At 61.5% G+C, this 22,982-nt stretch carries 18 protein-coding genes and 2 tRNA genes; 5 read left to right on the top strand and 15 right to left on the bottom strand.

The features are described from left to right. Positions 1 to 59 precede the first annotated feature (59 nt). Together rlmB and rnr are read right to left on the bottom strand one after the other, a co-directional pair. Positions 60 to 815: a 23S rRNA (guanosine(2251)-2'-O)-methyltransferase RlmB gene (gene rlmB / locus HX818_RS22560; protein WP_177020765.1), complete on the bottom strand. Its 756-nt coding sequence runs from the start codon at positions 813 to 815 to the stop codon at positions 60 to 62. Next, entirely contained in the window at positions 812 to 3,445 is a 2,634-nt protein-coding gene (gene rnr / locus HX818_RS22555) for a ribonuclease R (RefSeq protein WP_003217496.1), read from the bottom strand. The genes rlmB and rnr overlap by 4 nt, the downstream gene beginning before the upstream one ends. A 224-nt stretch (positions 3,446 to 3,669) precedes the next feature. Here rnr and HX818_RS22550 point away from each other — a divergent pair. The 4 genes from HX818_RS22550 to HX818_RS22535 all read left to right on the top strand — a co-directional run bounded on the left by HX818_RS22550 (position 3,670) and on the right by HX818_RS22535 (position 6,752). Then, a tRNA-Leu gene (locus HX818_RS22550) sits at positions 3,670 to 3,756 on the top strand. Positions 3,757 to 3,929: 173 nt separating this feature from the next. Then, positions 3,930 to 4,016, top strand: a tRNA-Leu gene (locus tag HX818_RS22545). A 145-nt stretch (positions 4,017 to 4,161) separates the two neighbouring features. Next, a complete protein-coding gene (locus tag HX818_RS22540) occupies positions 4,162 to 5,187 on the top strand; it encodes an extracellular solute-binding protein (protein ID WP_008439094.1) in 1,026 nt (341 codons plus the stop codon). After that, on the top strand, positions 5,187 to 6,752 hold the full coding sequence (locus HX818_RS22535; RefSeq protein WP_134325640.1) for an iron ABC transporter permease: 1,566 nt from the start codon (positions 5,187 to 5,189) through the stop codon (positions 6,750 to 6,752). Before HX818_RS22540 ends, HX818_RS22535 begins: the two co-directional genes overlap by 1 nt. Before the next feature lie 108 nt (positions 6,753 to 6,860). Here the strand turns inward: HX818_RS22535 and HX818_RS22530 are convergent, their stop codons facing one another. From HX818_RS22530 to HX818_RS22475, 12 genes are all read right to left on the bottom strand, one after another. Beyond that, positions 6,861 to 8,795 (bottom strand): methyl-accepting chemotaxis protein, encoded by a 1,935-nt coding sequence (locus tag HX818_RS22530; RefSeq protein WP_008439098.1) that lies wholly within the window; start codon positions 8,793 to 8,795, stop codon positions 6,861 to 6,863. A gap of 139 nt (positions 8,796 to 8,934) precedes the next feature. Beyond that, positions 8,935 to 10,224 carry an adenylosuccinate synthase gene (locus HX818_RS22525; protein WP_003217505.1) on the bottom strand — a complete coding sequence of 430 codons (1,290 nt, stop codon included), beginning with the start codon at positions 10,222 to 10,224 and terminating at the stop codon, positions 8,935 to 8,937. Between the two features lie 54 nt (positions 10,225 to 10,278). Further along, positions 10,279 to 11,466 carry an ATP phosphoribosyltransferase regulatory subunit gene (locus HX818_RS22520; RefSeq protein ID WP_177008316.1) on the bottom strand — a complete coding sequence of 396 codons (1,188 nt, stop codon included), beginning with the start codon at positions 11,464 to 11,466 and terminating at the stop codon, positions 10,279 to 10,281. 301 nt (positions 11,467 to 11,767) lie between these two features. Then, the gene (gene hflC, locus HX818_RS22515) at positions 11,768 to 12,634 is read right to left on the bottom strand and encodes a protease modulator HflC (RefSeq protein WP_003217510.1); all 867 of its coding nucleotides are present in this window, start codon (positions 12,632 to 12,634) and stop codon (positions 11,768 to 11,770) included. After that, positions 12,634 to 13,809: an FtsH protease activity modulator HflK gene (gene hflK / locus HX818_RS22510; protein WP_087692480.1), complete on the bottom strand. Its 1,176-nt coding sequence runs from the start codon at positions 13,807 to 13,809 to the stop codon at positions 12,634 to 12,636. Before hflK ends, hflC begins: the two co-directional genes overlap by 1 nt. Positions 13,810 to 13,905: 96 nt before the next feature. Continuing rightward, positions 13,906 to 15,207, bottom strand: coding sequence for a ribosome rescue GTPase HflX (hflX, locus tag HX818_RS22505; RefSeq protein WP_003217514.1), 1,302 nt, complete (start codon positions 15,205 to 15,207; stop codon positions 13,906 to 13,908). Between the two features lie 12 nt (positions 15,208 to 15,219). Then, on the bottom strand, positions 15,220 to 15,483 hold the full coding sequence (gene hfq, locus HX818_RS22500) for an RNA chaperone Hfq (RefSeq protein WP_003217515.1): 264 nt from the start codon (positions 15,481 to 15,483) through the stop codon (positions 15,220 to 15,222). A gap of 93 nt (positions 15,484 to 15,576) precedes the next feature. Further along, positions 15,577 to 16,548, bottom strand: coding sequence for a tRNA (adenosine(37)-N6)-dimethylallyltransferase MiaA (gene miaA / locus HX818_RS22495; protein ID WP_003217518.1), 972 nt, complete (start codon positions 16,546 to 16,548; stop codon positions 15,577 to 15,579). Beyond that, the gene (mutL, locus tag HX818_RS22490) at positions 16,548 to 18,446 is read right to left on the bottom strand and encodes a DNA mismatch repair endonuclease MutL (protein ID WP_177020803.1); all 1,899 of its coding nucleotides are present in this window, start codon (positions 18,444 to 18,446) and stop codon (positions 16,548 to 16,550) included. Before mutL ends, miaA begins: the two co-directional genes overlap by 1 nt. A 14-nt stretch (positions 18,447 to 18,460) precedes the next feature. After that, a complete protein-coding gene (locus HX818_RS22485; protein WP_202948682.1) occupies positions 18,461 to 19,894 on the bottom strand; it encodes an N-acetylmuramoyl-L-alanine amidase in 1,434 nt (477 codons plus the stop codon). 3 nt (positions 19,895 to 19,897) lie between these two features. Then, positions 19,898 to 20,368 (bottom strand): tRNA (adenosine(37)-N6)-threonylcarbamoyltransferase complex ATPase subunit type 1 TsaE, encoded by a 471-nt coding sequence (tsaE, locus tag HX818_RS22480; protein WP_003217524.1) that lies wholly within the window; start codon positions 20,366 to 20,368, stop codon positions 19,898 to 19,900. Beyond that, positions 20,356 to 21,216: an NAD(P)H-hydrate dehydratase gene (locus HX818_RS22475; RefSeq protein WP_177020764.1), complete on the bottom strand. Its 861-nt coding sequence runs from the start codon at positions 21,214 to 21,216 to the stop codon at positions 20,356 to 20,358. The genes tsaE and HX818_RS22475 overlap by 13 nt, the downstream gene beginning before the upstream one ends. A 62-nt stretch (positions 21,217 to 21,278) precedes the next feature. Here HX818_RS22475 and queG point away from each other — a divergent pair, with 62 nt between their 5' ends. Continuing rightward, positions 21,279 to 22,361 carry a tRNA epoxyqueuosine(34) reductase QueG gene (gene queG / locus HX818_RS22470; protein ID WP_003217527.1) on the top strand — a complete coding sequence of 361 codons (1,083 nt, stop codon included), beginning with the start codon at positions 21,279 to 21,281 and terminating at the stop codon, positions 22,359 to 22,361. On the opposite strand, the gene HX818_RS22465 is transcribed toward queG, so the two are convergent. Beyond that, positions 22,340 to 22,957 carry a trimeric intracellular cation channel family protein gene (locus tag HX818_RS22465; RefSeq protein ID WP_172834585.1) on the bottom strand — a complete coding sequence of 206 codons (618 nt, stop codon included), beginning with the start codon at positions 22,955 to 22,957 and terminating at the stop codon, positions 22,340 to 22,342. The genes queG and HX818_RS22465 overlap by 22 nt on opposite strands. Positions 22,958 to 22,982 lie beyond the last annotated feature (25 nt).

Genomic DNA, 22,982 nt, shown 5'->3' with positions numbered 1-22,982 from the left:
CTGATACACCGTATTCGGGAGCAAGCCCCCTCCCACATTTTGACCTGCGCCAGACTTGGTTATTTCTTGGCTTTAGCCTTGGCGCCACGCTGGCGCTGGGCTTCGAACAGGCAGACGCCCGTTGCGACTGAAACGTTGAGGCTGCTGACGCTACCGGCCATCGGCAGGTGCACCAGGTAATCGCAATGCTCGCGGGTCAGGCGGCGCATGCCCTTGCCTTCGGCCCCCATGATCAGGATGGTCGGGCCGGTGAGGTCCTGGTCATAAATGCTGACCTCAGCCTCCCCCGCCGCACCCACGACCCACAGGCCGCGCTGCTGGAGTTTCTCGAGGGTGCGCGCCAGGTTGGTCACGGCCACCAACGGAATCACTTCCGCCGCACCGCAGGCGACTTTACGCACTACAGGCGTCAAGGTTGCCGACTTGTCTTTAGGCACGATCACCGCCAACGCACCGGCAGCATCCGCCGAACGCAGGCAGGCGCCGAGGTTGTGCGGATCGGTCACGCCGTCGAGCACCAGCAACAGCGGTGCGCCTTCGGTGCGGTCGAGCAGCTCGTCGAGCATCGCTTCGCCCCAGACCTGGCTTGGACTGACGTCGGCTACCACGCCCTGGTGAACGCCTTCGACCCAGACGTCCATCTCGCGCCGCTCAGCCTGGCCGATGGCAACTTTGTTCTGATTGGCAAGTTCGACCAGCGCTTGAACACGCGGCTCACTGCGGCCTTCTGCCAACCACACCTGCTTGACGCGTTTCGGGTGGTGACGCAGCAATGCTTCTACGGCGTGTACGCCGTAGATTTTTTCCAGACTCATGACTTGGCCTTAGGTTTGCGCGACCCGCCGCTTTTCGCGGGGGCCGATCCCGCTTTTGGCGGGCCTTTACGGTGTTTACTCGGCTTGCTCGACGGCTTTTCCGCCTCGCGGGACTTTCCCCCAGACGCCGCTTTACCACCGCTTTTGGCTTCGTTGAGCAACTGCTGCTTCAACTCGCGGCTCTTGCGCAGCTCGGCGTTTTTCGCCGCGGCATCGCTAGGGCGGTAGGCTTCGGGGGCCTTGTCCTTGGCAGACGAACGACGCGCAGGCTTGGCTGGCGCAGGCTCGGCGACCGCTGCTTTCGCAGGAGCACCTTTGCCTTTGCTGGCCGGGGCTGCAGTTTCGCTGCCACGTTTTTTACGGCCAGTCGGTTCAGCCGGCTTGTCAGGCATACCGAAATCGATCTTGCGCTCGTCGAGGTCGACGCGCATGACCTGCACTTCAACGGTATCGCCCAGACGGAAGCTGCGACCGGTGCGCTCACCCGCCAGGCGGTGATGCACAGGGTCGAAGTGGTAGTAGTCACCCGGCAAGGCGGTGACGTGCACCAGGCCCTCGACGTAGATGTCGGTCAGCTCGACGAACAAACCAAAACCGGTCACGGCAGTGATCACACCCGGGAACGACTCGCCCACGCGGTCTTTCATGAACTCGCACTTGAGCCAGTTCACTACGTCGCGGGTGGCTTCGTCGGCACGGCGCTCGCTCATGGAGCACTGCTCGCCCAACTGTTCCAGGGCCGCTTCGTCGTACGGATAGATCCGTGCCTTCGGAATGGTCATGGCACCAGCACGCTTGACGTGCGGGGTGTTCTGCTTGGAATGGATCACGCTGCGGATCGCCCGGTGCGTGAGCAAGTCCGGGTAACGACGAATCGGCGAGGTGAAGTGGGTGTACGCTTCGTAATTCAGGCCGAAGTGGCCCTGGTTATCGGCGCTGTACACCGCCTGGCTCAGGGAGCGCAGCATGACGGTCTGGATCACGTGGTAATCCGGACGGTCCTTGATGCTCGCGAGCAGAGCCTGGTAGTCCTTTGGCGTCGGGCCGTCCTTGCCTTTGTGCAGGGACAGGCCGAGCTCACCGAGGAACGCACGCAGCTTCTCCAGACGCTCCGGCGGCGGGCCGTCGTGCACCCGGTACAACGCAGGAATCTCGTGCTTTTTGAGGAATTCTGCGGTGGCCACGTTGGCCGCCAGCATGCACTCCTCGATCAGCTTGTGAGCATCGTTGCGCGTGGTCGGGGTGATCGCGGCGATCTTGCGCTCGGAACCGAAGACAATCCGGGTTTCCTGAGTTTCAAAGTCGATCGCGCCACGCACGTGACGAGCGCCCAACAGCACCTTGTACAGCGCGTAGAGCTGCTTGAGGTGCGGCACGACATGCCCGTACTCACCGCGCAGGGCCTTGGCTTCGCTGGTTTTCGGCTGTTCCAGGATGGTGCTGACCTTGTTGTAGGTCAGGCGGGCCTGGGAGTGAATCACCGCTTCGTAGAACTGGTAGTCGGTCATTTCGCCGGTTTTCGAGATGGTCATCTCGCACACCATGGCCAAACGGTCGACTTTCGGGTTCAGGGAGCACAGGCCGTTGGACAACTGCTCAGGCAGCATCGGGATGACGCGCTCGGGGAAGTACACCGAGTTGCCGCGCACCTGGGCTTCATTGTCCAGGGCCGAACCGATCTTCACGTAGCTGGACACGTCGGCAATCGCGACGAACAACTTCCAGCCGCCGGAGAACAGGCGCAGTTTGCCAGGCTTGGCTTCGCAGTAGACCGCATCGTCGAAGTCGCGGGCATCTTCGCCGTCAATGGTGACGAACGGCAGATGACGCAGGTCGATGCGCTTCTCTTTGTCTTTTTCTTCGACTTCCGGCTTGAGCTTGGCGGCTTCTTTGAGCACAGCCTCAGGCCAGACGTGAGGGATATCGTAGGTGCGCAGCGCAACATCGATCTCCATGCCCGGCGCCATGTAGTTGCCGACCACTTCAACGATATCGCCCTGTGGCTGGAAGCGCGCAGTTGGCCAGTGGGTGATTTTCACCTCGACGAACTGGCCCACTTTGGCGGCGCCATTGCGCCCCGGGGTGATCAGCACTTCCTGCTGGACCTTGGGGTTATCCGGCACCACGAAACCGATGCCGCCTTCTTCGAAGTAACGGCCGACGATGGACTCGTGGGCACGGGACACCACTTCGACGATCACGCCTTCACGGCGACCGCGACGGTCGAGGCCGGAAACGCGGGCCAGGGCACGGTCGCCATCGAACACCAGGCGCATTTGCGCCGGGCTCATGAACAGGTCGTCGCTGCCATCGTCCGGGATCAGGAAGCCGAAACCGTCACGGTGGCCGGCGATGCGGCCGAGGATCAGGTCGAGCTTGTCCACCGGCGCGTAGGTGCCGCGGCGGGTGTAGATCAACTGGGCATCGCGCTCCATGGCGCGCAGGCGACGACGCAGGGCCTCGAGTTGGTCTTCGGTGGTCAGACCGAACTCTTCAACCAGCTGCTCGCGGCTAGCAGGCGAACCCCGATCGGCGAGGTGCGCCAGGATCAGTTCGCGGCTAGGAATAGGGTTTTCATATTTTTCCGCTTCACGAGCGGCCTCGGGATCGAGGGACTGCCAATCGGCCATTAGAGAGTTTTCACCTTGTCTATATGCGGGTTAGTTTGGCATACGCGTATTGAAACGGGAAATTTCAGGTGTCAACAAGCCCGTAAAAGCACTTTGTAGCCCTTGGAATGCACCTTGCGCGACCGTCGGCGAAATATTCCAGACTTTTTTCATGGCAGGGCTTTACAGCTCAAAATAGCCTCCGTATAGTGCGCGCCATCGACGACGGCAACGTTGTTGATGCTGCCCAGGTGGTGAAATTGGTAGACACGCCAGCTTCAGGTGCTGGTGATCGCAAGGTCGTGGAAGTTCGAGTCTTCTCCTGGGCACCAATTTCAAACTCAAGGTTATGCCTTGAGTCTCCAAAAACCCGCGAAAGCGGGTTTTTGCGTTTCAGGCCTTTGATTTTTAAAGAGAATCTTGATTTATATTTTTGAATCAGGGGTTTACAGATCAAAAAGCCCTCCGTATAGTTCGCTCCATCAACAGCGCAAGCGTTGATAATGCCCAGGTGGTGAAATTGGTAGACACGCCAGCTTCAGGTGCTGGTGATCGCAAGGTCGTGGAAGTTCGAGTCTTCTCCTGGGCACCAAATTCAGATCAAACCCGCGAAAGCGGGTTTTTTCGTTTCCGGGGTTTGAAAACCTGACCGGTGATTTCCCCCCTCGTCCGCACTTGAGAAGTTTTATCGTTTATCCTTGTAAGGATTTGTTGCACTCAAGTGAGGAAAACCCCGGATGATGATCCGCGATACCCGTCTCAAGACATCCCTTCTGCGTGGCCTGACCATCACTCTGCTCGGCCTGACCCTGCTCTCGCCCGCCGCCTATTCTGCCGATAAGGTTGCACTGACCTTGTACAACGGCCAACACAAGGAGGTCGGCGATGAACTTGCCAAGGCCTTCGAAGCCAAGACCGGCATCCACGTCAATGTGCGCAAGGGCAGCAGCAACCAGCTGGCCAGCCAGGTCGTCGAAGAAGGTGACCGCTCCCCTGCCGACGTGATCTACACCGAAGAATCGCCGCCGCTGAATAAACTCGGCGAGCAAGGCCTGCTGGCAACCATCGACGCCAGCACCCTCGACGTCCTGCCGAAGGAATACGTGGCCGCCAACGGCGCCTGGATGGGCGTGACCGCACGCACCCGCGTCGTGGCCTTCAACCCGAAGCTGATCGCCGAAAAAGACCTGCCCAAGTCGGTACTGGATTTCGCCGGGCCCGAGTGGCAAGGCAAGGTCGGTTTCGTGCCCACCAGCGGCGCGTTCCAGGAACAAGCCGTAGCGATCATCAAGCTGCACGGTCGCGAAGCGGCTGAAGAGTGGCTGACCGGCCTGCGCGCTTTCGGCAAGGTCTATAGCAACAACATGGTTGCGCTCAAGGCCGTGGAAAATGGCGAAGTCGCCACCGTGCTGGTGAACAACTACTACTGGTTCGCCCTGAAGAAAGAAAAAACCAACCTGGATTCGCAGTTGCACTACTTCACCAACGGCGATGCCGGTGGCCTGATCACCGTGTCTGCCGCGGCTGCACTGAAATCCAGCAAGCATCCAAAGGAAGCCCAGCAACTGCTGGCCTTCATGGCCAGCGAAGAAGGCCAGCGGGTGATCACTAACACTTCCGCCGAATACCCGCTGCGCAAGGGCATGGAATCCAACCGCGGCCTCAAGCCTTTCAGCGAGCTGCAACCGCCGAAAGTCACCCCTGCCGACCTGGGCAACGCCGAAGAAGCCCTGGAACTGGAACGTGACGTTGGCTTGAACTGATGAACCCATCGCTCCCCGCCCCCGCCTTGCGCGGGGGTTTTACGCCGAGACGCAAACGCCCTTCGATCTGGTTGCTGCTACCAGTCCTGCTGCTGGTAGGCCTGAGCCTGTTGCCGCTGGCGTATGTCGGCCTCAAGGCCTGGCAAGCAGGATGGGCCGAGGCGGTGCATTTGCTGTGGCGGCCCTATGTATTCGGGTTGCTGCGCAACACCCTGGCGCTGATGGTCGGCGTCACCGTGGCCTGCGGCGTGATCGGCTTGTCCCTGGCCTGGCTGCTGGAACGCAGCAACCTGCCGGGGCGGCGGATCTGGGGGGTGATCCTGTGCCTGCCGTTCGCGGTGCCGGCGTTTGTCAGCAGCTTTACCTGGGTTTCGTTAAGCGCCAACTTTGAAGGGTTGGGCGGAGCGATCCTGGTGATGACCCTGTCCAAATACCCGCTGGTGTTTCTGCCGGTGGCGGCAACCCTGCGCAATCTTGATCCATCCCTGGAAGAATCGGCCCGCACCCTCGGACTGAATCGCTGGGGCGTATTCTTTCGCATCACCTTGCCGCTGCTGTGGCCGTCGCTGCTGGCCGGGGCACTGTTGATTGCCCTGCATATGCTGGTGGAGTTCGGCGCGCTGTCGATCATCGGCTTGCAGACGTTTACCACCGCGATCTACCAGCAATTCGAGCTGGAGTTCAGCAACGCCAATGCGGCGATGCTTTCGGCGGTGCTGCTGGTGATGTGCCTGACGCTGCTCTGGCTGGAGCTGCGGGTGCGCGGCAAGGGCCGACACGTGCGTACCGGCCAGGGCGCGGCGCGGCATGCCGAACAGGTTCGACTCGGCAAATGGGCGGCGCTGGGGCAGCTGTATTGCCTGCTCCTGGCGATCATCGGCAGCGGCATTCCACTGGGCATGCTCGGTTATTGGCTGGCAGTGGGCAGTTCGGCGGCATTTCCGGTAGCCGAGATCAGCGAGGCGCTGCTTTCTTCGTTGGCGCTGTCCCTGGGTGGCGCCGCGCTTTGCCTGTTGTTTGCCGTGCCGGTGGGCTTGCTGGTGGTGCGCTACAAGGGCCAGCTCGCACTATGGGCCGAGCGCCTGCCGTACCTGCTGCACGCCCTGCCCGGCCTGGTGATTGCGCTGACACTGGTGTATTTCGCCCTGCATTACGTGCCGGCGCTGTATCAAACGTCGGCGCTGTTGCTGATCGCTTATGCGCTGCTGTTTTTGCCCCTGGCCCAGGCGCCGATCCGCACGGCGCTGAACAAGGCAGCACCCCAGCTGGAAGAGGCGGCGAGAACGCTGGGCGCGTCGTCGTTCAGTGCGTTTTGCCGGGTGACGCTGCCGATTATTTTCCCGGCATTGGGGGCGGCGTTTGCGCTGGTATTCCTGGATGCGATGAAGGAATTGACGGCGACGTTGCTGCTTAGTCCGACCGGGCTGAATACCTTGGCGACTGCCGTGTGGGCGCACACCTCGAATGTGGAATTCGCGGCAGCGGCGCCGTATGCGGCGTTGTTGATTCTAGTGTCGGGGCTGCCGGTGTATCTGCTGACGACCCGGATGTATCTGAGCCGCTGAATCAGCCATCGCAGGCAAGCCAGCTCCCACATTTGAGCGCATTCCAGAGTTGGAACTCGGTCGAATGTGGGAGCTGGCTTGCCTGCGATGAGGCCGAAACAGGCGACATCAAGCCCTGAACTGCCCCAGGCTCGCCTTCAACTGCGCTGCCAACCCATCCAGCACCTTGCCACTGGCGGTCGTCTCCACCACTGCCTGAGCCGCGCGCTCGGCCTGGGCATGAATGATCTCCACCCGCCCACGCACCGCATGCGCGCCTTGCGCCTGATGCTCAGCCGCCCGCGTCGCCAGGCCAATCGCTGCATGCACCTGCTCCACCGAGGCCTGTACCGACTGCTGCAGGCGCACGCTGTCGCGTAATACCAGCAAACCCTCGCTGGCCTGGCGCCCGGCCTTGCCGATGGTTTCCACGGCCTCACGGGCGCCTTGCTGCAAGGCCACGATGTGGGCCTGGATGTCGCCGGTAGAACTCTGGGTTTTACTGGCCAGGGCGCGAACCTCGTCCGCCACCACCGCAAAGCCGCGCCCGGTCTCACCGGCTCGCGCCGCCTCAATAGCCGCGTTGAGCGCCAGCAGGTTGGTTTGCTCGGCAATCCCGTGGATCACCGTCAACACCACCTCGATCTGCTCGCTCTGCTGCGCCAGCCGCTCGATCACCTTGGAACCGGCCTGCACCTGCCCCGCCAACGCCTCGATCAAGCTGCCGACTTCGGCTGAAGTGCGGGAATTTTCATCAGTCGCCTGGCGAATATCCACCACCTGCTGCAAGGCCGCCTGCATCGCATGGCTTTCCGCCTGGGCCTCATCCGCCATTTGCGACAGCGCCCGCAGGCTTTCGGCAACCTCATCACGCTGCAAGCCGGCGGCCGCATCGGCACCCGCATTGCGCAGGGTCATCGCGCCGATTTCCACACCGGTACGCTGGGCCACATCACCGGCTTCACGCACGATCGGCTGCAACTTATCCACAAAGCGATTGACCGCCGAGGCCATGTCGCCGATTTCGTCCCGGCTATTGATCTGCACACGCTTGGTCAGGTCGCCCTCGCCTGCCGCCAGATCGTCCATCGCTGCAATCAGCAGCTTCAGGCGATTGACCACCCGACGGCCGAGCACTACAGCAATCAACAGCAATACACCAAAACCTACCACCGCCAGGCCCATGCCGATGCGCCAGCGCAAGGTGCCCGCCGCCTCTTGCACGGCGCTGGTGGTATTGGCGGTCATCTGGGTGGCGGTGGCTTGCGCCGACTGCAAACGCGCGCCCATGGCCGCCGCGCTGTCAGCCGCGGCACCCTTGAGGCTGTCGCCCACCAACTGGTCACCGCTGGCAATCAGTGCAGCAAAACGCTTGTCCAGCGCGGCCAGGTCAGCCTCGACCGAGGCAGTCGAAACCCCCATGCGGACCTTACCGATCTCTACGCCATTGGGGCTGATGGACGCTTCGACGTAGAACACCGAGGGATCATTCTTCGCCGCATCCAGCACTTTATCCAGGGCACGTTCGCCCTTGCCCTTTTCCAGCAGCGCCTGGTTGATCGGGTTTTCACGATTAAGGTAACGGGTCAGGTGCTCGCCAGCCGCGTCGTCATACACCACAAACAACACGTTGGGATTGCGCTGGGCCCTGCGGGCGAATTCCGACAGCGTCGGCACGTCGCTGTCCCACATGGCGCGCGGCGCCACCGAGGCGAGCAGTTGCGCCATGTCATTGGCAGAGTCCTGCAGGTCTTTTTCCAGGGTCGCACGCAGTTGCTTCTGCTCTTCCTGCAGGCGCGTGGAAAGCCCCGCCGTCAGACGCTGGCGCGTGCTGGAAGACAGACTGTCCAGGCTGGATGTCACTTCCTTGCCGGCTTGCGCCAACTCGCCGGACAGTTTCTGGCTGTCGACGCCCAGGCGATTGCCCAAATCAGCTTCCAATGCAGTGACGGTGCTTCGCGTCAGGGCGACGGCCACCAGTACTTGCACCAAAAGAGCGATACCTAGGGTAACGAACACCGGCCGCAACAGCCGGCTTTGTAACAATGAGAGAACGGCAGACACTGGGAATCCCTCCACCACGGGTGCCATTAATTTGATAGCACCGCGAAAGAAAGAACCATAGCAAGGGTCGTGCCGTTTACCGGGCGGAAACGACAAAGGGCTCCCGAAGGAGCCCTTTGCTTTTTACATCAACAGCTTATTAAGCGAACGGGTGACGCAGAACGATGGTCTCGTTGCGGTCCGGGCCCGTCGAAATAATGTCGATCGGCGCACCGATCAGCTCTTCGACGCGCTTGATGTAAGCGCGGGCGTTGGCTGGCAGTTCTTCCAGGGTCTTGGCGCCCACGGTCGATTCGGTCCAGCCTGGCACTTCTTCGTACACAGGCTGCAGGCCTACGTAGCTGTCCGCGTCAGTCGGGGCAACGTCCTTGCCTTCCGCATCCTTGTAGCCGATGCAGATGTTGATGGTTTCCAGGCCGTCGAGTACGTCCAGCTTGGTCAGGCAGATGCCCGAGATGCTGTTCACATCGATAGCGCGACGCAGGATAACGGCGTCGAACCAGCCACAACGGCGGGCACGGCCGGTCGTCGCGCCGAACTCGTGGCCTTGTTTGGCCAGGTGCGCGCCGACGTCGTCGAACAGTTCAGTCGGGAATGGACCCGAACCTACACGCGTGGTGTATGCCTTGGTGATGCCGAGGATGTAGTCCAGGAACATCGGGCCAACGCCCGAACCCGTCGCAACGCCGCCAGCGGTGGTGTTGGAACTGGTGACGTACGGGTAGGTGCCGTGGTCGATGTCCAGCAACGAGCCCTGGGCGCCTTCGAACATGATGTCTTTGCCGGCGCGACGCAGGTCGTGCAGCTCGGCAGTCACGTCCAGCATCAGCGGCTTGAGCAGCTCGGCGTATTCCTTGCACTCGGCCAGGGTCTTTTCAAACTCGATGGCCGGCTCTTTGTAGTAACCCACCAGCATGAAGTTGTGGTAATCCACCAGTTCACGCAGCTTGTCTTCAAAGCGCGGCATGTTGAGCAGGTCGCCCACACGCAGGCCACGACGTGCAACCTTGTCTTCGTAGGCCGGGCCGATGCCGCGACCGGTCGTGCCAATCTTCAGCTCGCCACGGGCCTTTTCACGGGCCTGGTCCAGCGCAACGTGGAAGGACAGGATCAGCGGGCAGGAAGGGCTGATACGCAGGCGCTCGCGCACTGGCACGCCTTTCTCTTCCAGCTTGGTGATCTCGCGCAGCAGGGCGTCAGGTGCAACCACCACGCCGTTGCCGATCAGGCACTGCACGCCTTCGCGCAGTACACCCGACGGGATCAGGTGCAAGACGGTTTTTTCGCCATCGATGACCAGGGTGTGGCCAGCGTTGTGGCCACCTTGGTAGCGCACTACGGCGGCAGCATGTTCGGTCAGCAGATCAACGATCTTGCCTTTGCCCTCATCACCCCATTGGGTGCCCAGGACTACGACATTCTTACCCATAACACTTGTCCTCATTCGCGCAAACTTGGTGCCGGCAGCGGCCGGCAGGAAAACTCAAGAAGCCAGTGGCGATACTTGCCAAAGCCCATTCTGCTGAATCAATTGCCGGTCGCAGTCCGCTTCACGGGCGGCGGCCAATGGCTGCCCAGGCAAGGCCTGGACCACACGTTGACCCTCACTGCGCAACTGGCAAACCTGCTGCCAGAGTGCTGCGTCCGTACTGTCGGGCATCCAGATGCCACCAGACGGCAGCACGACCTCAGCACGCCCCAGGGTCACCAGGGTTTTCAAATCGGTGGAAAAACCGGTCGCCGGACGAGCGCGACCGAAGTCGGCGCCGATATCGTCGTAACGTCCGCCCTGGGCGATGGCCTGGCCAACACCCGGGACAAACACCGCAAACACCACACCGGTGTGGTAGTGGTAGCCGCGCAACTCACCCAAATCAAAATACAGCGGCAACTGCGGGAAGCGCGCAGACAACTGCTCGGCAATCGCCAGCACATCGTCCAGGGCCGCCAATACATCAGCCGGCGCATTCGCCAGGCGATCACGGGCGGCGGTCAGTACTTCACGGCCGCCACACAGATCCACCAGCGCACGCAGCATGCCGGCCAGGTCGGCAGGCACGCCCGCCGTCAGGGCAATCACTTCATCGATGGCCTTGCGCTGCAAGGCATCGAACAACTGTTGTTCCACTTCACCCGACAAGCCGGCCGCACGGGCCAGGCCGCGGTAGATACCGACATGCCCAAGGTCCATGTGCACATCCGGCACATCGGCCAGCTGCAACATGGCCAGCATCAGGCTGATGACTTCCACGTCGCTGCTCGGGCTGGCATCACCGTACAACTCGGCGCCCAACTGGATCGGGCTGCGGGACGACGACAACGCACGCGGTTGCGCATGCAGCACGCTGCCGGCGTAGCACAGGCGGCTTGGCCCTTCGCGACGCAGGGTGTGCGCATCAATGCGCGCTACTTGCGGCGTGATGTCGGCACGAAAGCCCATTTGCCGGCCCGATTGCGGGTCGATGACCTTGAAGGTGCGCAGATCCAGGTCCTGGCCCGCGCCGGTCAGCAGGGATTCCAGGTACTCGATATGCGGAGTCACGACAAACTCGTAACCCCAGCTCTGGAACAGATCCAACACCTGGCGGCGCGCGATTTCAATGCGCGCAGCTTCTGGTGGCAGTACTTCTTCGATGCCATCTGGCAGCAGCCAGCGGTCTACCGTTGCCATTACGCCATTCCCCTATGATCCGGGCGGCCAGCCCTCGGGCGAGCCTTGAGTGAAGCAGAAAATACCCGGCCCCTGCATAAACCACGCGCAAGAGCGACGTGACGAACGACCAACAATCGGCCTCGTCGGGCACTTTCCTCGAAAAACCTGTGGCGCCTGCGGAGCAAAACCACAATCAAACATGCAGACGCAAAAAAGCCGGGAATTTCCCGGCTGCCGCATCATACACCCGTTTTCTGAAAGGATCACCCCGCCCGGCATTTTAGCCGCCCGACGGAGCGATTCTCAGACTACATGCGGGTTACTTGGACTTTTCCAGGTAGCGGAAGAAATCGCTACTTGGGTCCAGCACCATGACGTCGGTTTTGTTCGCAAAGCTTTCACGGTAGGCGCGCAGGCTACGGTAGAACGCGTAGAACTCCTGGTCCTGGCCATAGGCCTTGGCGTAGATCGAAGCGGCTTGAGCATCACCATCACCACGGGCCTCTTCAGACTCGCGATAGGCTTCAGCCAACAGTACGCGACGCTGACGGTCGGCATCCGCGCGGATCCCTTCTGCCAGTTCGTTACCCTTGGCGCGGTGCTCACGAGCCTCGCGCTCACGCTCGGTGCTCATACGCTCGAACACGCTGCGGTTCACTTCCTTCGGAAGGTCGATGGCCTTGACCCGAACATCGATCACCTCGATGCCCAGCTCTTTTTCCGCCATCGCATTCAACGAACGCGTGATGTCCGCCATCAGCGCGTCACGTTCACCGGATACCACCTCGTGCAGGGTGCGCTTACCAAACTGGTCACGCAGGCCCGATTCCAGACGGCGCGACAAACGCTCGTCGGCAATCTGCTTGAGGCCGGAGGTCGCGGTGTAGAAGCGCTCGGCATCCTTGACGCGCCACTTGGCGTAGGCGTCAACCATCACAGCTTTCTTTTCCAGGGTCAGGAAGCGTTGTGTCGGTGCATCCAGGGTCATCAGGCGGCCGTCGAACTTGCGCACCTGGTTGACGTAGGGGACTTTCACATGCAGGCCCGGCTGGACATCCGCCTGGACCACGCGACCGAATTGCAGCAACACCGCGCGCTCGGTCTGAGACACGATATAGAAGCAGTTCCAGGCAGCGATGACCACGACGACGCCCACAATCAGGGCGGTCAGCGATTTATTGCTCATCAACGACTCTCCCTGGTACGTGTTTGCTGTTGCAGCAGGTCAGCGGCCGCACGGGCGCTCGCTTCGTTGGCAGCAGCATTGGAACCGGTAGCCGGTGCGCTGGTGCTGCTACGACCACCTTCGATCATCTTGTCCAGCGGCAGGTACAGCAGATTGTTCTGCCCGCCCTTGCTGCCGGTCACGAGAACCTTGCTGGTGTTGCTGAAGACTTCCTGCATGGTGTCCAGGTACAGACGCTCACGGGTGACTTCCGGTGCCTTGCGGTACTCGGCCACCAGCTTGGTGAAACGATCTGCCTCACCCTTGGCGCGGGAGACCACTTCGTCGCGGTAACCGTTGGCATCCTCAAGGATGCGCTGGGCCTGGCCACGGGCTTCCGGCACCACGCCGTTGGCGTAGGTTTCAGCCTGGTTGCGCGAACGCTGCTCGTCTTCACGGGCACGGATCACGTCATCGAAGGCTTCCTGCACTTCACGCGGTGCCGCTGCGCTCTGTACGTTGACCTGGGTCACGGTGATACCGGTGCGGTACGTGTCGAGGAACCGTTGCAGGCGCTCCTTGATTTCGCTGGCCATCAATTCACGGCCTTCAGTCAGCACCTGGTCCATTGCGGTGGAACCCACCACGTGGCGCAGGGCGCTTTCGGTCGCATGTTGCAGGCTGATCTCCGGCTGGTCGACGTTCAGCACGAAGTCCTGCAGGTTGCTGATCTTGTACTGCACGGTCAGCGGCACTTCGACGATGTTCTCGTCTTCGGTCAGCATCTGGCCCTGCTTGGTGTAGGCACGCTCACGCGTGACGTTTTCCATGTACTTCTTGTCGATCGGCGGGAAGTAGATGTTCAGGCCAGGGCCGACAGTCTCGTAGTACTTGCCGAAGCGCAGCACCACGGCTTGCTCCTGCTCGTCCACCACATAGACGGCGCTGTACAGCCAGACGGCCGCCAGCACGACGAGGCCGATGCCGAGCAGGCCGTAACCACCGCCCTTGCTCGTACGACCGCCTTCGTCACCACCACGTTTTTTTCCACCACCGAACAACCCATTCAGGCTTTCCTGCAGCTTTCGGAAGGCCTCGTCGAGATCTGGTGGCCCCTTGCGGTCGCCATTATTGCGGCGTTTACCACCCCAAGGATCCTGATTATTCGAGTTGCCACCCGGCTCATTCCAAGCCATAGCGCTCTCCATCTGATAAAGCAAAGACGCACCCACGGCGCGCCGACCAATGCTACAGAATGCCTGTCACAGCGGCACAACCGCTTTCTCAGGCTTTTATTGCAAAGTGTGTTGTTCGATGAACTCTGTCGGCACAACGCCTTCACGGCTGACCAGCCGATTCAGCTCCGAGCGCGGCAATCGAACGGCCAGCAAGCTGACACCTTCTTCGTCGTGTTCTTCTTTCTGTACCGCGCCCAGCTCGAAAAACTGTGCACGCAGTCGAGCAAAACGCTGCGGCAAGCGCAAGGTGCCGACGAACAAATCGCTGCCCAACAGCTCGGCAATGGCTTGTTCAAGCAATTCCAGGCCACTGCCATCACGCGCCGACAGCCAGACCCGCTGGGGCTTGCCGTTTTCGTCGCGCTGGATTTGTGGCTCAACGCCTTCAAGCAAATCGAGTTTGTTATAGACCTCGAGGATCGGCAAGTCCTGGGCACCAATCTCGCCCAGCACCACCATGACCTGTTCAATCTGCAACATGCGATCCGGTTCGGCCGCATCGATCACGTGCAACAGCAGGTCGGAATTGCTCGACTCTTCGAGCGTAGACCGAAATGCCTCGACCAGCTTGTGGGGCAAGTGACGAATGAAACCCACGGTATCGGCCAGGACAATCGGCCCCAGGTCGTCCAGTTCCAGACGGCGCAAGGTCGGGTCGAGGGTCGCGAACAGTTGGTCGGCCGCGTACACGTCCGATTTCGTCACGTTGTTGAAGAGTGTGGATTTGCCGGCGTTGGTATAGCCCACCAGGGAAACGGTCGGGATATCCGCACGCATACGGCCACGTCGCGATTGTTCGCGCTGGCTGCGCACCTTCTCCAGGCGGCCCTTGATCTGTCGCAGGCGCACCCGCAGCAGACGCCGGTCGGTTTCCAGCTGGGTTTCACCCGGGCCGCGCATGCCGATGCCGCCACCCTGGCGCTCAAGGTGAGTCCAGCCACGCACCAGCCGGGTGCTCATGTGGTCAAGCTGGGCCAGTTCTACCTGGAGCTTGCCTTCATGGGTACGGGCGCGTTGAGCGAAAATATCGAGAATCAGACCCGTGCGGTCGATCACGCGACACTCGAAAACTCGTTCGAGGTTACGTTCCTGACTGGGCGTGAGGATGTGATTGAAAATCACCAGATCGGCCTTTTCGGCGTGGACCAGGTCGCGCAGTTCCTCGACCTTGCCGCTGCCGATCAGGAATTTGGCGGTTGGCCGATGACGCGGCACGTTAAAAAACGCGACGGTCTCGGCGCCGGCCGAATTTGCCAACTCCTGAAACTCCTGCGGATCTTCGCGCGCCTCAGGGTCCTGTCCATCCAAGTGAACGAGGATTACTCGCTCACCACCACCGTGGCGCTCAAAGAACAAAGGAGACTCCTATCAGGCGTTACCTGGTGCAGGCTCGGCGTCACCCTGTTCTTCGGTTGCGCTAGGCAGACGAATTGGACGAACCGGCACTACGGTCGAGATAGCGTGCTTGTAAACCATTTGGCTTACGGTGTTTTTCAGCAGGATCACGAACTGGTCGAACGACTCGATCGTACCTTGCAGCTTGATACCGTTGACCAGATAGATGGAAACCCCAACTTTCTCTTTACGTAAAGTATTCAAGTAAGGGTCTTGTAGCGAATGCCCTTTTGACATGTGCCGCACTCCTTTAAGGATCAATAATAAAAATCGGAAAATAGATAGCTCATGGCCGTCACACCCCCAAGGATAGACGGCAATTGCAAGGACTCAGCTCAATATGGAGACCGTTCCCAAGTATTTCAAGGCGCGTGACAGATTGTCGCTGTCCAGGCTGTCCAGCCAGTGCAAATCGCTCCAACTGCGCAACCAGGTGAACTGACGCTTCGCCAATTGGCGCGTGGCAATGATGCCGCGCTCCTGCATTTCGGCTGACGTCAGCTTGCCATCCAGATGATCCCAGACTTGGCGGTAGCCTACAGCACGTATCGAAGGCAGCCCTGGATGCAGGTCACCTCTTGAACGCAGTGCTACGACCTCCTCCACAAACCCCTGTTCCAACATAATTGTGAATCTTTGTGCAATTCGTTCATGCAGCACCTGGCGATCCGTCGGAGCGATGGCCAGATTCGCCACAGTATAGGGCAATTGTGAGTGTCCCGAGGCGCCTGCTTCAGCACTTTGCGCAGTTTGTTTCAGCCTGTGTTCAGTCATGGTCTGGCCACTGACCCGCCAGACTTCCAACGCTCGCGTCAGGCGCTGGGGGTCATTGGGATGAATTCGCGCGGCGGAAACCGGATCCACAATGGCCAACTGATCGTGCAAGGCCTGCCAGCCAAGGCGCGCAGCCTCTTCTTCAAGTTCGGCGCGCACCTGTGGATCAGCTGGCGGCATATCAGCCAGACCTTCCTGCAAGGCCTTGTAGTAGAGCATCGTGCCGCCAACCAACAGCGGAATCTTGCCCCGCGCGGTGATATCGGCCATGGCGGCCAGCGCATCGATGCGAAAATCCGCCGCCGAATAGCTCTCGCTGGGATCAATAATGTCGATCAACCGGTGCGGATACTGGGCCAGCAGCTCTTTTGAAGGTTTGGCAGTGCCGATGTCCATGTCCCGGTAAACCAGTGCAGAGTCGACACTGATCAACTCGCACGGCAAGACCTTGGTCAGCTCGATGGCCAGGTCGGTCTTGCCGGCCGCCGTGGGGCCCATCAGGAAGATTGCGGGGGGCAAGGCACTCATCAACGGCCGCGCAAGAACAGTTTGTCGAGGTCGTCCAGGCCCATCTGGGTCCAGGTCGGGCGGCCATGGTTGCACTGGCCGCTGCGCTCGGTGTTTTCCATGTCCCGCAGCAGGCCGTTCATTTCCGGCAAGGCCAGCCGGCGGTTGGCGCGGATGGCGCCGTGACAGGCCATGGTGCCGAGCAGTTCATTGATGTGGGCCTGGATCCGGTCACTGGTGCCGTATTCCATTAGGTCCGCCAGTACGTCGGCCACCAGCCGGTTGGCCTCTGCCTGCTTGAGCAAAGCCGGAATCTGGCGGATAGCCAGGGTTTCCGGCCCCAGGCGTTGCAGCTCAAAGCCCAGCTTCTGGAACACGCTGACGTGCTCTTCGGCGCAATCCGCTTCCCGCTGGCTGACCGCCAGGGATTCCGGCACCAGCAGCGGCTGACCGCTCAGGCCTTCGCTGGCCATGGCGATCTTCAGGCGCTCGTACATGATCCGCTCGTGGGCGGCGTGCATGTCCACCAACACCAGGCCATGGGCGTTTTCCGCAAGAATATAGATACCCTTGAGCTGTGCCAGCGCGTAACCCAACGGCGGTACGTCGCCCTGGCCTTCCGGCAACGAGGCAGCGCCTGGCTCGGCGCCGGGCAGCGGCGCGAAAAACTCGCGATAGGCCGCCTGGGCCTCGGCCACCGGCACCGCCGATTGCGGACGCGGGGTGTACTGGTATTGATAACCGGCGCCGGCGCCTGAGCCTGGTGCGGTATAGCTCGGCTGGGCTTGCGGCGATTGCAGCAGGTTGGCCGCCAGGCTCATTTCGCCCTGAGGCCCGAACTCGCCGGCTTCCGGCCCTGAAGGACGGACAACAGCCGTGACAATCGGCGCCGCCAGGTGATCATCCGGCCGCACATCGCCCAAGGCGCGGTGCAGGGTGCCGTAAAGAAAGTCGTGGACCATGCGACCGTCACGGAAGCGCACTTCGTGCTTGGTCGGGTGCACGTTGACGTCGACCACCGACGGGTCGACCTCGAAAAACAGCACAAACGTCGGATGCCGCCCGTTGAACAGCACGTCGCGATACGCCTGGCGCACCGCGTGGGCCACCAGCTTGTCGCGCACCGCCCGGCCATTCACGAAGAAATACTGCATGTCCGCCTGGCTACGGGAGAAAGTCGGCAAACCCACCCAACCCCACAGTCGCAGGCCATTGCGTTCGATCTCGATCGGCAGCGCCTGCTCCAGGAACCCCGCGCCGCAGATGGCCGAGACACGCCGCGCACGGGCCGCATCATCATGGGCCTCGTGCAGGCTGAGGATGGTCTTGCCGTTGTGGCGCAGGTGGAAAGCCACATCAAACCGCGCCAGGGCCAGGCGCTTGATGACTTCCTGCAGGTGATCGAATTCGGTTTTTTCGGCCTTGAGGAATTTACGCCGGGCCGGGGTGTTGAAGAACAGGTCGCGCACTTCCACCGAGGTGCCCACCGGATGTGCCGCCGGCTGGACCCGGGGCGCCATGTCGCGGCCTTCGGTTTCAACCTGCCAGGCCTGGTCGGCGTCGCGGGTGCGGGAAGTCAGGGTCAGGCGAGCCACGGAGCTGATGGAGGCCAGGGCCTCACCACGAAACCCGAGGCTCATCACCCGCTCCAGGTCTTCCAGGTCACGAATCTTGCTGGTGGCGTGACGGGCCAGGGCCAGCGGCAGGTCATCGGAGGAAATCCCGCTGCCGTCGTCGCGCACCCGCAGCAGCTTGACGCCGCCCTGCTCAACATCGACATCAATGCGCCTGGCGCCGGAGTCGATACTGTTTTCCAGCAACTCCTTGATCACCGACGCTGGCCGCTCGACCACCTCACCCGCCGCGATCTGGTTGGCGAGACGCGGGCTTAGCAGCTCGATGCGCGAGGTATTGCTCAAGACTGTTTCGCTCATTATTGCGCCGCCAGTTCAGTGCCCGGGATGGTCAACACCTGGCCGACCTTCAATTCATCGGTCTTGAGGTTGTTGGCACTGCGCAAGGTTGCCGCTGACACCTGGAAGCGCACCGCCAGCATCGCCAGGGTGTCGCCCGGCTGCACGCGATGGTCACGCGGGCCCTGGGCGATTTTCCCGGAGTCACGCAGCCAGGCTATATAAGTGCCCGGCGGCGGGTTCTGCTGGAAGAACTGGCGAACACCGGCGCTGATGGAACGCGCCAACGCCTGCTGATGGCTGGCCGAGGCCAGTTTCGAGGCTTCGTTGGAGTTGGAGATAAACCCGGTTTCCACCAGGATCGACGGAATATCCGGCGACTTGAGCACCATGAACCCGGCCTGTTCCACGCGCTGTTTGTGCAGCGAGGTAACGCGACCAATGTTGCTCAGGACTTTCTGCCCGACGTTCAGGCTGGAGGTCAGCGAGGCGGTCATCGACAGGTCGAGCAATACGCCAGCGAGCATTTTGTCCTTGTCGTCGAGGGACACGTTGCCGGCCCCGCCGATCAAGTCGGAACGGTTTTCACTGTCCGCCAGCCAGCGAGCGGTCTCGGAAGTTGCACCCCGATCAGACAGGGCGAACACCGAAGCACCAAACGCAGCCGCCGAAGGGGCGGCGTCGGCGTGGATCGAGACGAACAGGTCGGCGCCCTTCTTGCGGGCGATTTCGGTACGGCCACGCAGCGGAATAAAGTAGTCGCCGGTCCGGGTCAGCTCGGCGCGGTAGCCTTTCATGCCATTGATCTGGCGCTGCAGTTCGCGGGCGATGGCCAGTACTACGTCTTTTTCATGCTGGCCGCGCGAGCCCGAGGCACCCGGGTCTTCGCCGCCGTGACCGGCATCGATGACCACAATAATGTCACGTTTGCCCGCCGGAGCCGGTGGCAGCGGCGGCAATTTGACCTGGGGTTGCGACTGGTTGACCGGCACCGCAGGTATCGTCGCGACGCTTGGAGTTGGCGCAGGCGGCGGCGCGGCATCGGCGGCGTTGTCGAACAGGTCGACCACCAGCCGGTTGCCATACTGCGCGTTGGGCGCCAGCACGAAGCTTTTCGGGGTCACGGCCTTTTTCAGGTCGATGACCACCCGCAGGTCGGTCGGCGTACGCTGGGCCGAGCGCATCGCGGTAATCGGGGTATTGGCCATGGCGACCTTCAACGGCGCGGCCAGGGTCGCACCGTTGATATCAATCACCAGGCGATCAGGCGCCGTGAGGGTGAAGACGCTGTGCTGAACCGGGCCGGACAGGTCGAATACCAGTCGCGTGTTATCCGGTGCCCGCCACAGGCGAACACTTTTCACCTGTGAGGCCGCCAGTGCATTGAAAGTCATTGCCGCAAGCAACACCCCTACGACAGTAACCAACGCGCGAAAGCGCATACCTAACCCCATCAATTATTTGAATTCCAATGCCAAGGCGGCGCACCACGACTCGCCGCGCGCGCTCTGGGACAACAACTTCAGCTGACGTCCTTGCTTATGCGGGGTAATGGTAATGGTCAGGTCCGGCTTTGGCAAAAAGCCTGTGCCTTTATCTGGCCACTCGATCAGGCACAAGGCGTCCTCATCGAAGTAATCGCGAATGCCCATGTATTCCAGTTCTTCCGGGTCCACCAGGCGATACAGGTCGAAGTGGAACGCTCGTACGTCACCGATTTCGTAGGGTTCTACCAAGGTGAACGTAGGGCTTTTCACAGCACCCGCGTGCCCCAACCCGCGAATGATGCCCCGGGACAAGGTGGTTTTTCCGGCGCCGAGATCGCCTTCCAGAAAGATCAGCCCTGAGCCTTGAGTGACCCGGGCAATACGGTTGCCCAAGGCGACCATGGCGTCTTCATCAGGCAGGAAAAGAACTACTTCAGACACGGCGATTGCTCCTCCAGCAACTGACGAATGGCAGGAATCAGGTCACTGGCGGCCAGCCCGCGACCGTAGGTACCCTGGCGATCTCCGGCAGTGGCATGCAGCCAGACCGCCAGGCAGGCGGCATCAAATGCCGGCATGCCTTGCGCCAGCAAAGCACCGACCAGGCCGGCCAACACATCGCCAAGGCCAGCGGTTGCCATTGCAGGATGGCCCTGATCGCAGCGGGCAACCCGACCGTCCGGGCTGGCGATCAAGCTGCCGGCGCCCTTGAGGATCGCCACCGCATTGAATTTCTGACTCAAGGCGCGCGCCACGTTAAGGCGGTCGGCCTGAACCTCGGCTGTCGAAATACCCATCAAGCGGGCCGCTTCGCCAGGATGCGGAGTGATCACGCAATTGGCCGGCAGGCTGGCGCTGCCCGCCGCCAGCAGGTTCAAGGCATCGGCGTCCCAGACTTGCGGCTGCCTGGCATTGGCCGCTACCGACAGCAGGCTTTTGCCCCAGGAGACCTCGCCCAGGCCCGGGCCGATGACGATCACGGAAATCTTTTCCAGCAGGCCCATCAATTGATTGGCCGAGTGCACGCCCACCGTCATCACTTCCGGCAACCGCGCCAGCGCCGCACCGACGTGTTCGCTACGGGTCGCCAGGGAAACCATGCCGGCACCACTGCGCAGGGCACTTTCAGCACTGAGCAAGGCGGCGCCGCCAAAACCGCGGTCGCCGCCGATCAGCAATACATGGCCGAACTGGCCTTTATGGGCGTCCGGGGAACGCGCAGCGAGTTGCGGCAATTGGCCGGGCAACAGGTGCTGAACGTCGGGTATTTCGTGTTTTGTCTGCGGCATGCGTCTTCAAGCTCCGATGTCTGGCAGAATTATACGCATCTAACCTGCGGTTTCTCTTGTTCATGCCTGCTATTACCTACGACCTGCCCGCCCTCGCCCAATCGATCAAAGACTGGGGCCGCGAGCTGGGCTTTCAACAAGTGGGCATCAGCGGCCTCGACCTCGCCGAGCATGAACAGCACCTGCAACGCTGGCTCGACGCCGGCTACCACGGCGAAATGGACTACATGGGCGCCCACGGCAGCAAGCGCTCACACCCGGAGGAGCTGGTACCCGGCACCTTGCGCGTGGTCTCACTGCGCATGGACTACTTGCCGGGCGACACCCAAATGGCCCAACTGCTGGCCAAACCCGAAAAAGCCTACATCTCCCGCTACGCCCTGGGCCGCGACTACCACAAGCTGATCCGCAAGCGCGTGCAGCAACTGGCCGACCGCATCCAGGCGCAAATCGGCCCGTTCGGCTTCCGCGCCTTTGTCGACAGCGCCCCCGTGCTGGAAAAAGCCATCGCCGAGCAGGCCGGGCTCGGCTGGATCGGCAAGAACACCCTGGTACTCAATCGCAAGGCGGGCAGTTACTTCTTCCTGAGCGAGCTGTTTGTCGACCTGCCGTTGCCGGTCGACCCACCCCACGCCACCGAACATTGTGGCCGCTGCACCGCCTGCCTGGATATCTGCCCTACCAACGCCTTCGTCGGGCCCTACGTGCTGGACGCCCGGCGCTGCATTTCCTACCTGACCATCGAGCTGAAAAGCGCGATCCCCGAAGAACTGCGCCCACTGATCGGCAATCGGGTATTCGGCTGCGATGACTGTCAGATCGTTTGCCCGTGGAATCGTTTCGCGCGGCCTACCGACGAAGGCGATTTCAAGCCACGGCACAACCTGGATAACGCAGAGCTCGCCGAGTTGTTTATGTGGGACGAGGACAAATTCCTCAGCAGCACCGAAGGTTCTCCCCTGCGCCGCGCCGGCTATGAGCGCTGGCTGCGCAACCTGGCGGTGGGCCTGGGCAATGCGCCATCAAGCATTCCGGTGCTGGAAGCGCTGAAGGCGCGTCGGGAATACCCCTCGGAACTGGTGCGCGAACATGTGGAATGGGCGCTGAACCAGCACGCCGAACGTCAGTGCACGTCGTCGTTGTAGACGAACTTGGGCATTTCCCAGTGAAAACGGATCGCCAGCAGGCGCAATAGAAAGCCGCTGAACAGCGTCAGCAGGATCGATTGCTCACTTGGCAGCTCAAGGTAGATGCACAGCATGTAGAACCAGGCGGCCAGGAACGACACGCTGGCGTACAGCTCGCGGCGGAAGATCAACGGAATGTCGTTGCAGAAGATATCCCGCAGGATGCCGCCGAATACCCCGGTGATCACACCGCTGACTGACGCCACCAGCATGCCGTGGCCCATTTCCAGGGCGGTCATGCTGCCGATCAGGGTGAAGGCCACCAGGCCCACGGCGTCCAACGCGAGGAACAGCGAGCGCAGGTGGCGCATCAATGGAGCGATGAAGATGGTCACCAGGGCCGCGACGGAGGTCAGCACCAGGTACTCCGGGTGTTTGACCCAGGTCAGCGGGTAGTGGCCGAGCAACACGTCACGCACCGAACCGCCGCCCAGCGCCGTCACGCAGGCGATCAGCACCACACCGAACCAGTCCATCCCGCGCCGCCCGGCGGACAAGGCACCCGTCATGGCTTCGGCGGTGATGGCGATGAGGTAGAGCATCAGCAGCATGATGGCGATCCTTGCAAAGTTGTGGCGA

The organism is Pseudomonas sp. F9001, assembly GCF_013385435.1.
Classification (GTDB): Bacteria; Pseudomonadota; Gammaproteobacteria; order Pseudomonadales; family Pseudomonadaceae; genus Aquipseudomonas.
This window is presented reverse-complemented; position numbering and strand designations above follow the sequence as displayed.

What these genes read in the sequence shown, in the direction of transcription:
- rlmB (WP_177020765.1), bottom strand. Translation starts at nt 815, where the DNA reads ATGAGTCTGGAAAAAATCTACGGCGTACACGCCGTAGAAGCATTGCTG.
- rnr (WP_003217496.1), bottom strand. Translation starts at nt 3,445, where the DNA reads ATGGCCGATTGGCAGTCCCTCGATCCCGAGGCCGCTCGTGAAGCGGAA.
- HX818_RS22540 (WP_008439094.1), top strand. Translation starts at nt 4,162, where the DNA reads ATGATGATCCGCGATACCCGTCTCAAGACATCCCTTCTGCGTGGCCTG.
- HX818_RS22535 (WP_134325640.1), top strand. Translation starts at nt 5,187, where the DNA reads ATGAACCCATCGCTCCCCGCCCCCGCCTTGCGCGGGGGTTTTACGCCG.
- HX818_RS22525 (WP_003217505.1), bottom strand. Translation starts at nt 10,224, where the DNA reads ATGGGTAAGAATGTCGTAGTCCTGGGCACCCAATGGGGTGATGAGGGC.
- HX818_RS22520 (WP_177008316.1), bottom strand. Translation starts at nt 11,466, where the DNA reads ATGGCAACGGTAGACCGCTGGCTGCTGCCAGATGGCATCGAAGAAGTA.
- hflC (WP_003217510.1), bottom strand. Translation starts at nt 12,634, where the DNA reads ATGAGCAATAAATCGCTGACCGCCCTGATTGTGGGCGTCGTCGTGGTC.
- hflK (WP_087692480.1), bottom strand. Translation starts at nt 13,809, where the DNA reads ATGGCTTGGAATGAGCCGGGTGGCAACTCGAATAATCAGGATCCTTGG.
- hfq (WP_003217515.1), bottom strand. Translation starts at nt 15,483, where the DNA reads ATGTCAAAAGGGCATTCGCTACAAGACCCTTACTTGAATACTTTACGT.
- miaA (WP_003217518.1), bottom strand. Translation starts at nt 16,548, where the DNA reads ATGAGTGCCTTGCCCCCCGCAATCTTCCTGATGGGCCCCACGGCGGCC.
- HX818_RS22485 (WP_202948682.1), bottom strand. Translation starts at nt 19,894, where the DNA reads ATGGGGTTAGGTATGCGCTTTCGCGCGTTGGTTACTGTCGTAGGGGTG.
- HX818_RS22475 (WP_177020764.1), bottom strand. Translation starts at nt 21,216, where the DNA reads ATGCCGCAGACAAAACACGAAATACCCGACGTTCAGCACCTGTTGCCC.
- queG (WP_003217527.1), top strand. Translation starts at nt 21,279, where the DNA reads ATGCCTGCTATTACCTACGACCTGCCCGCCCTCGCCCAATCGATCAAA.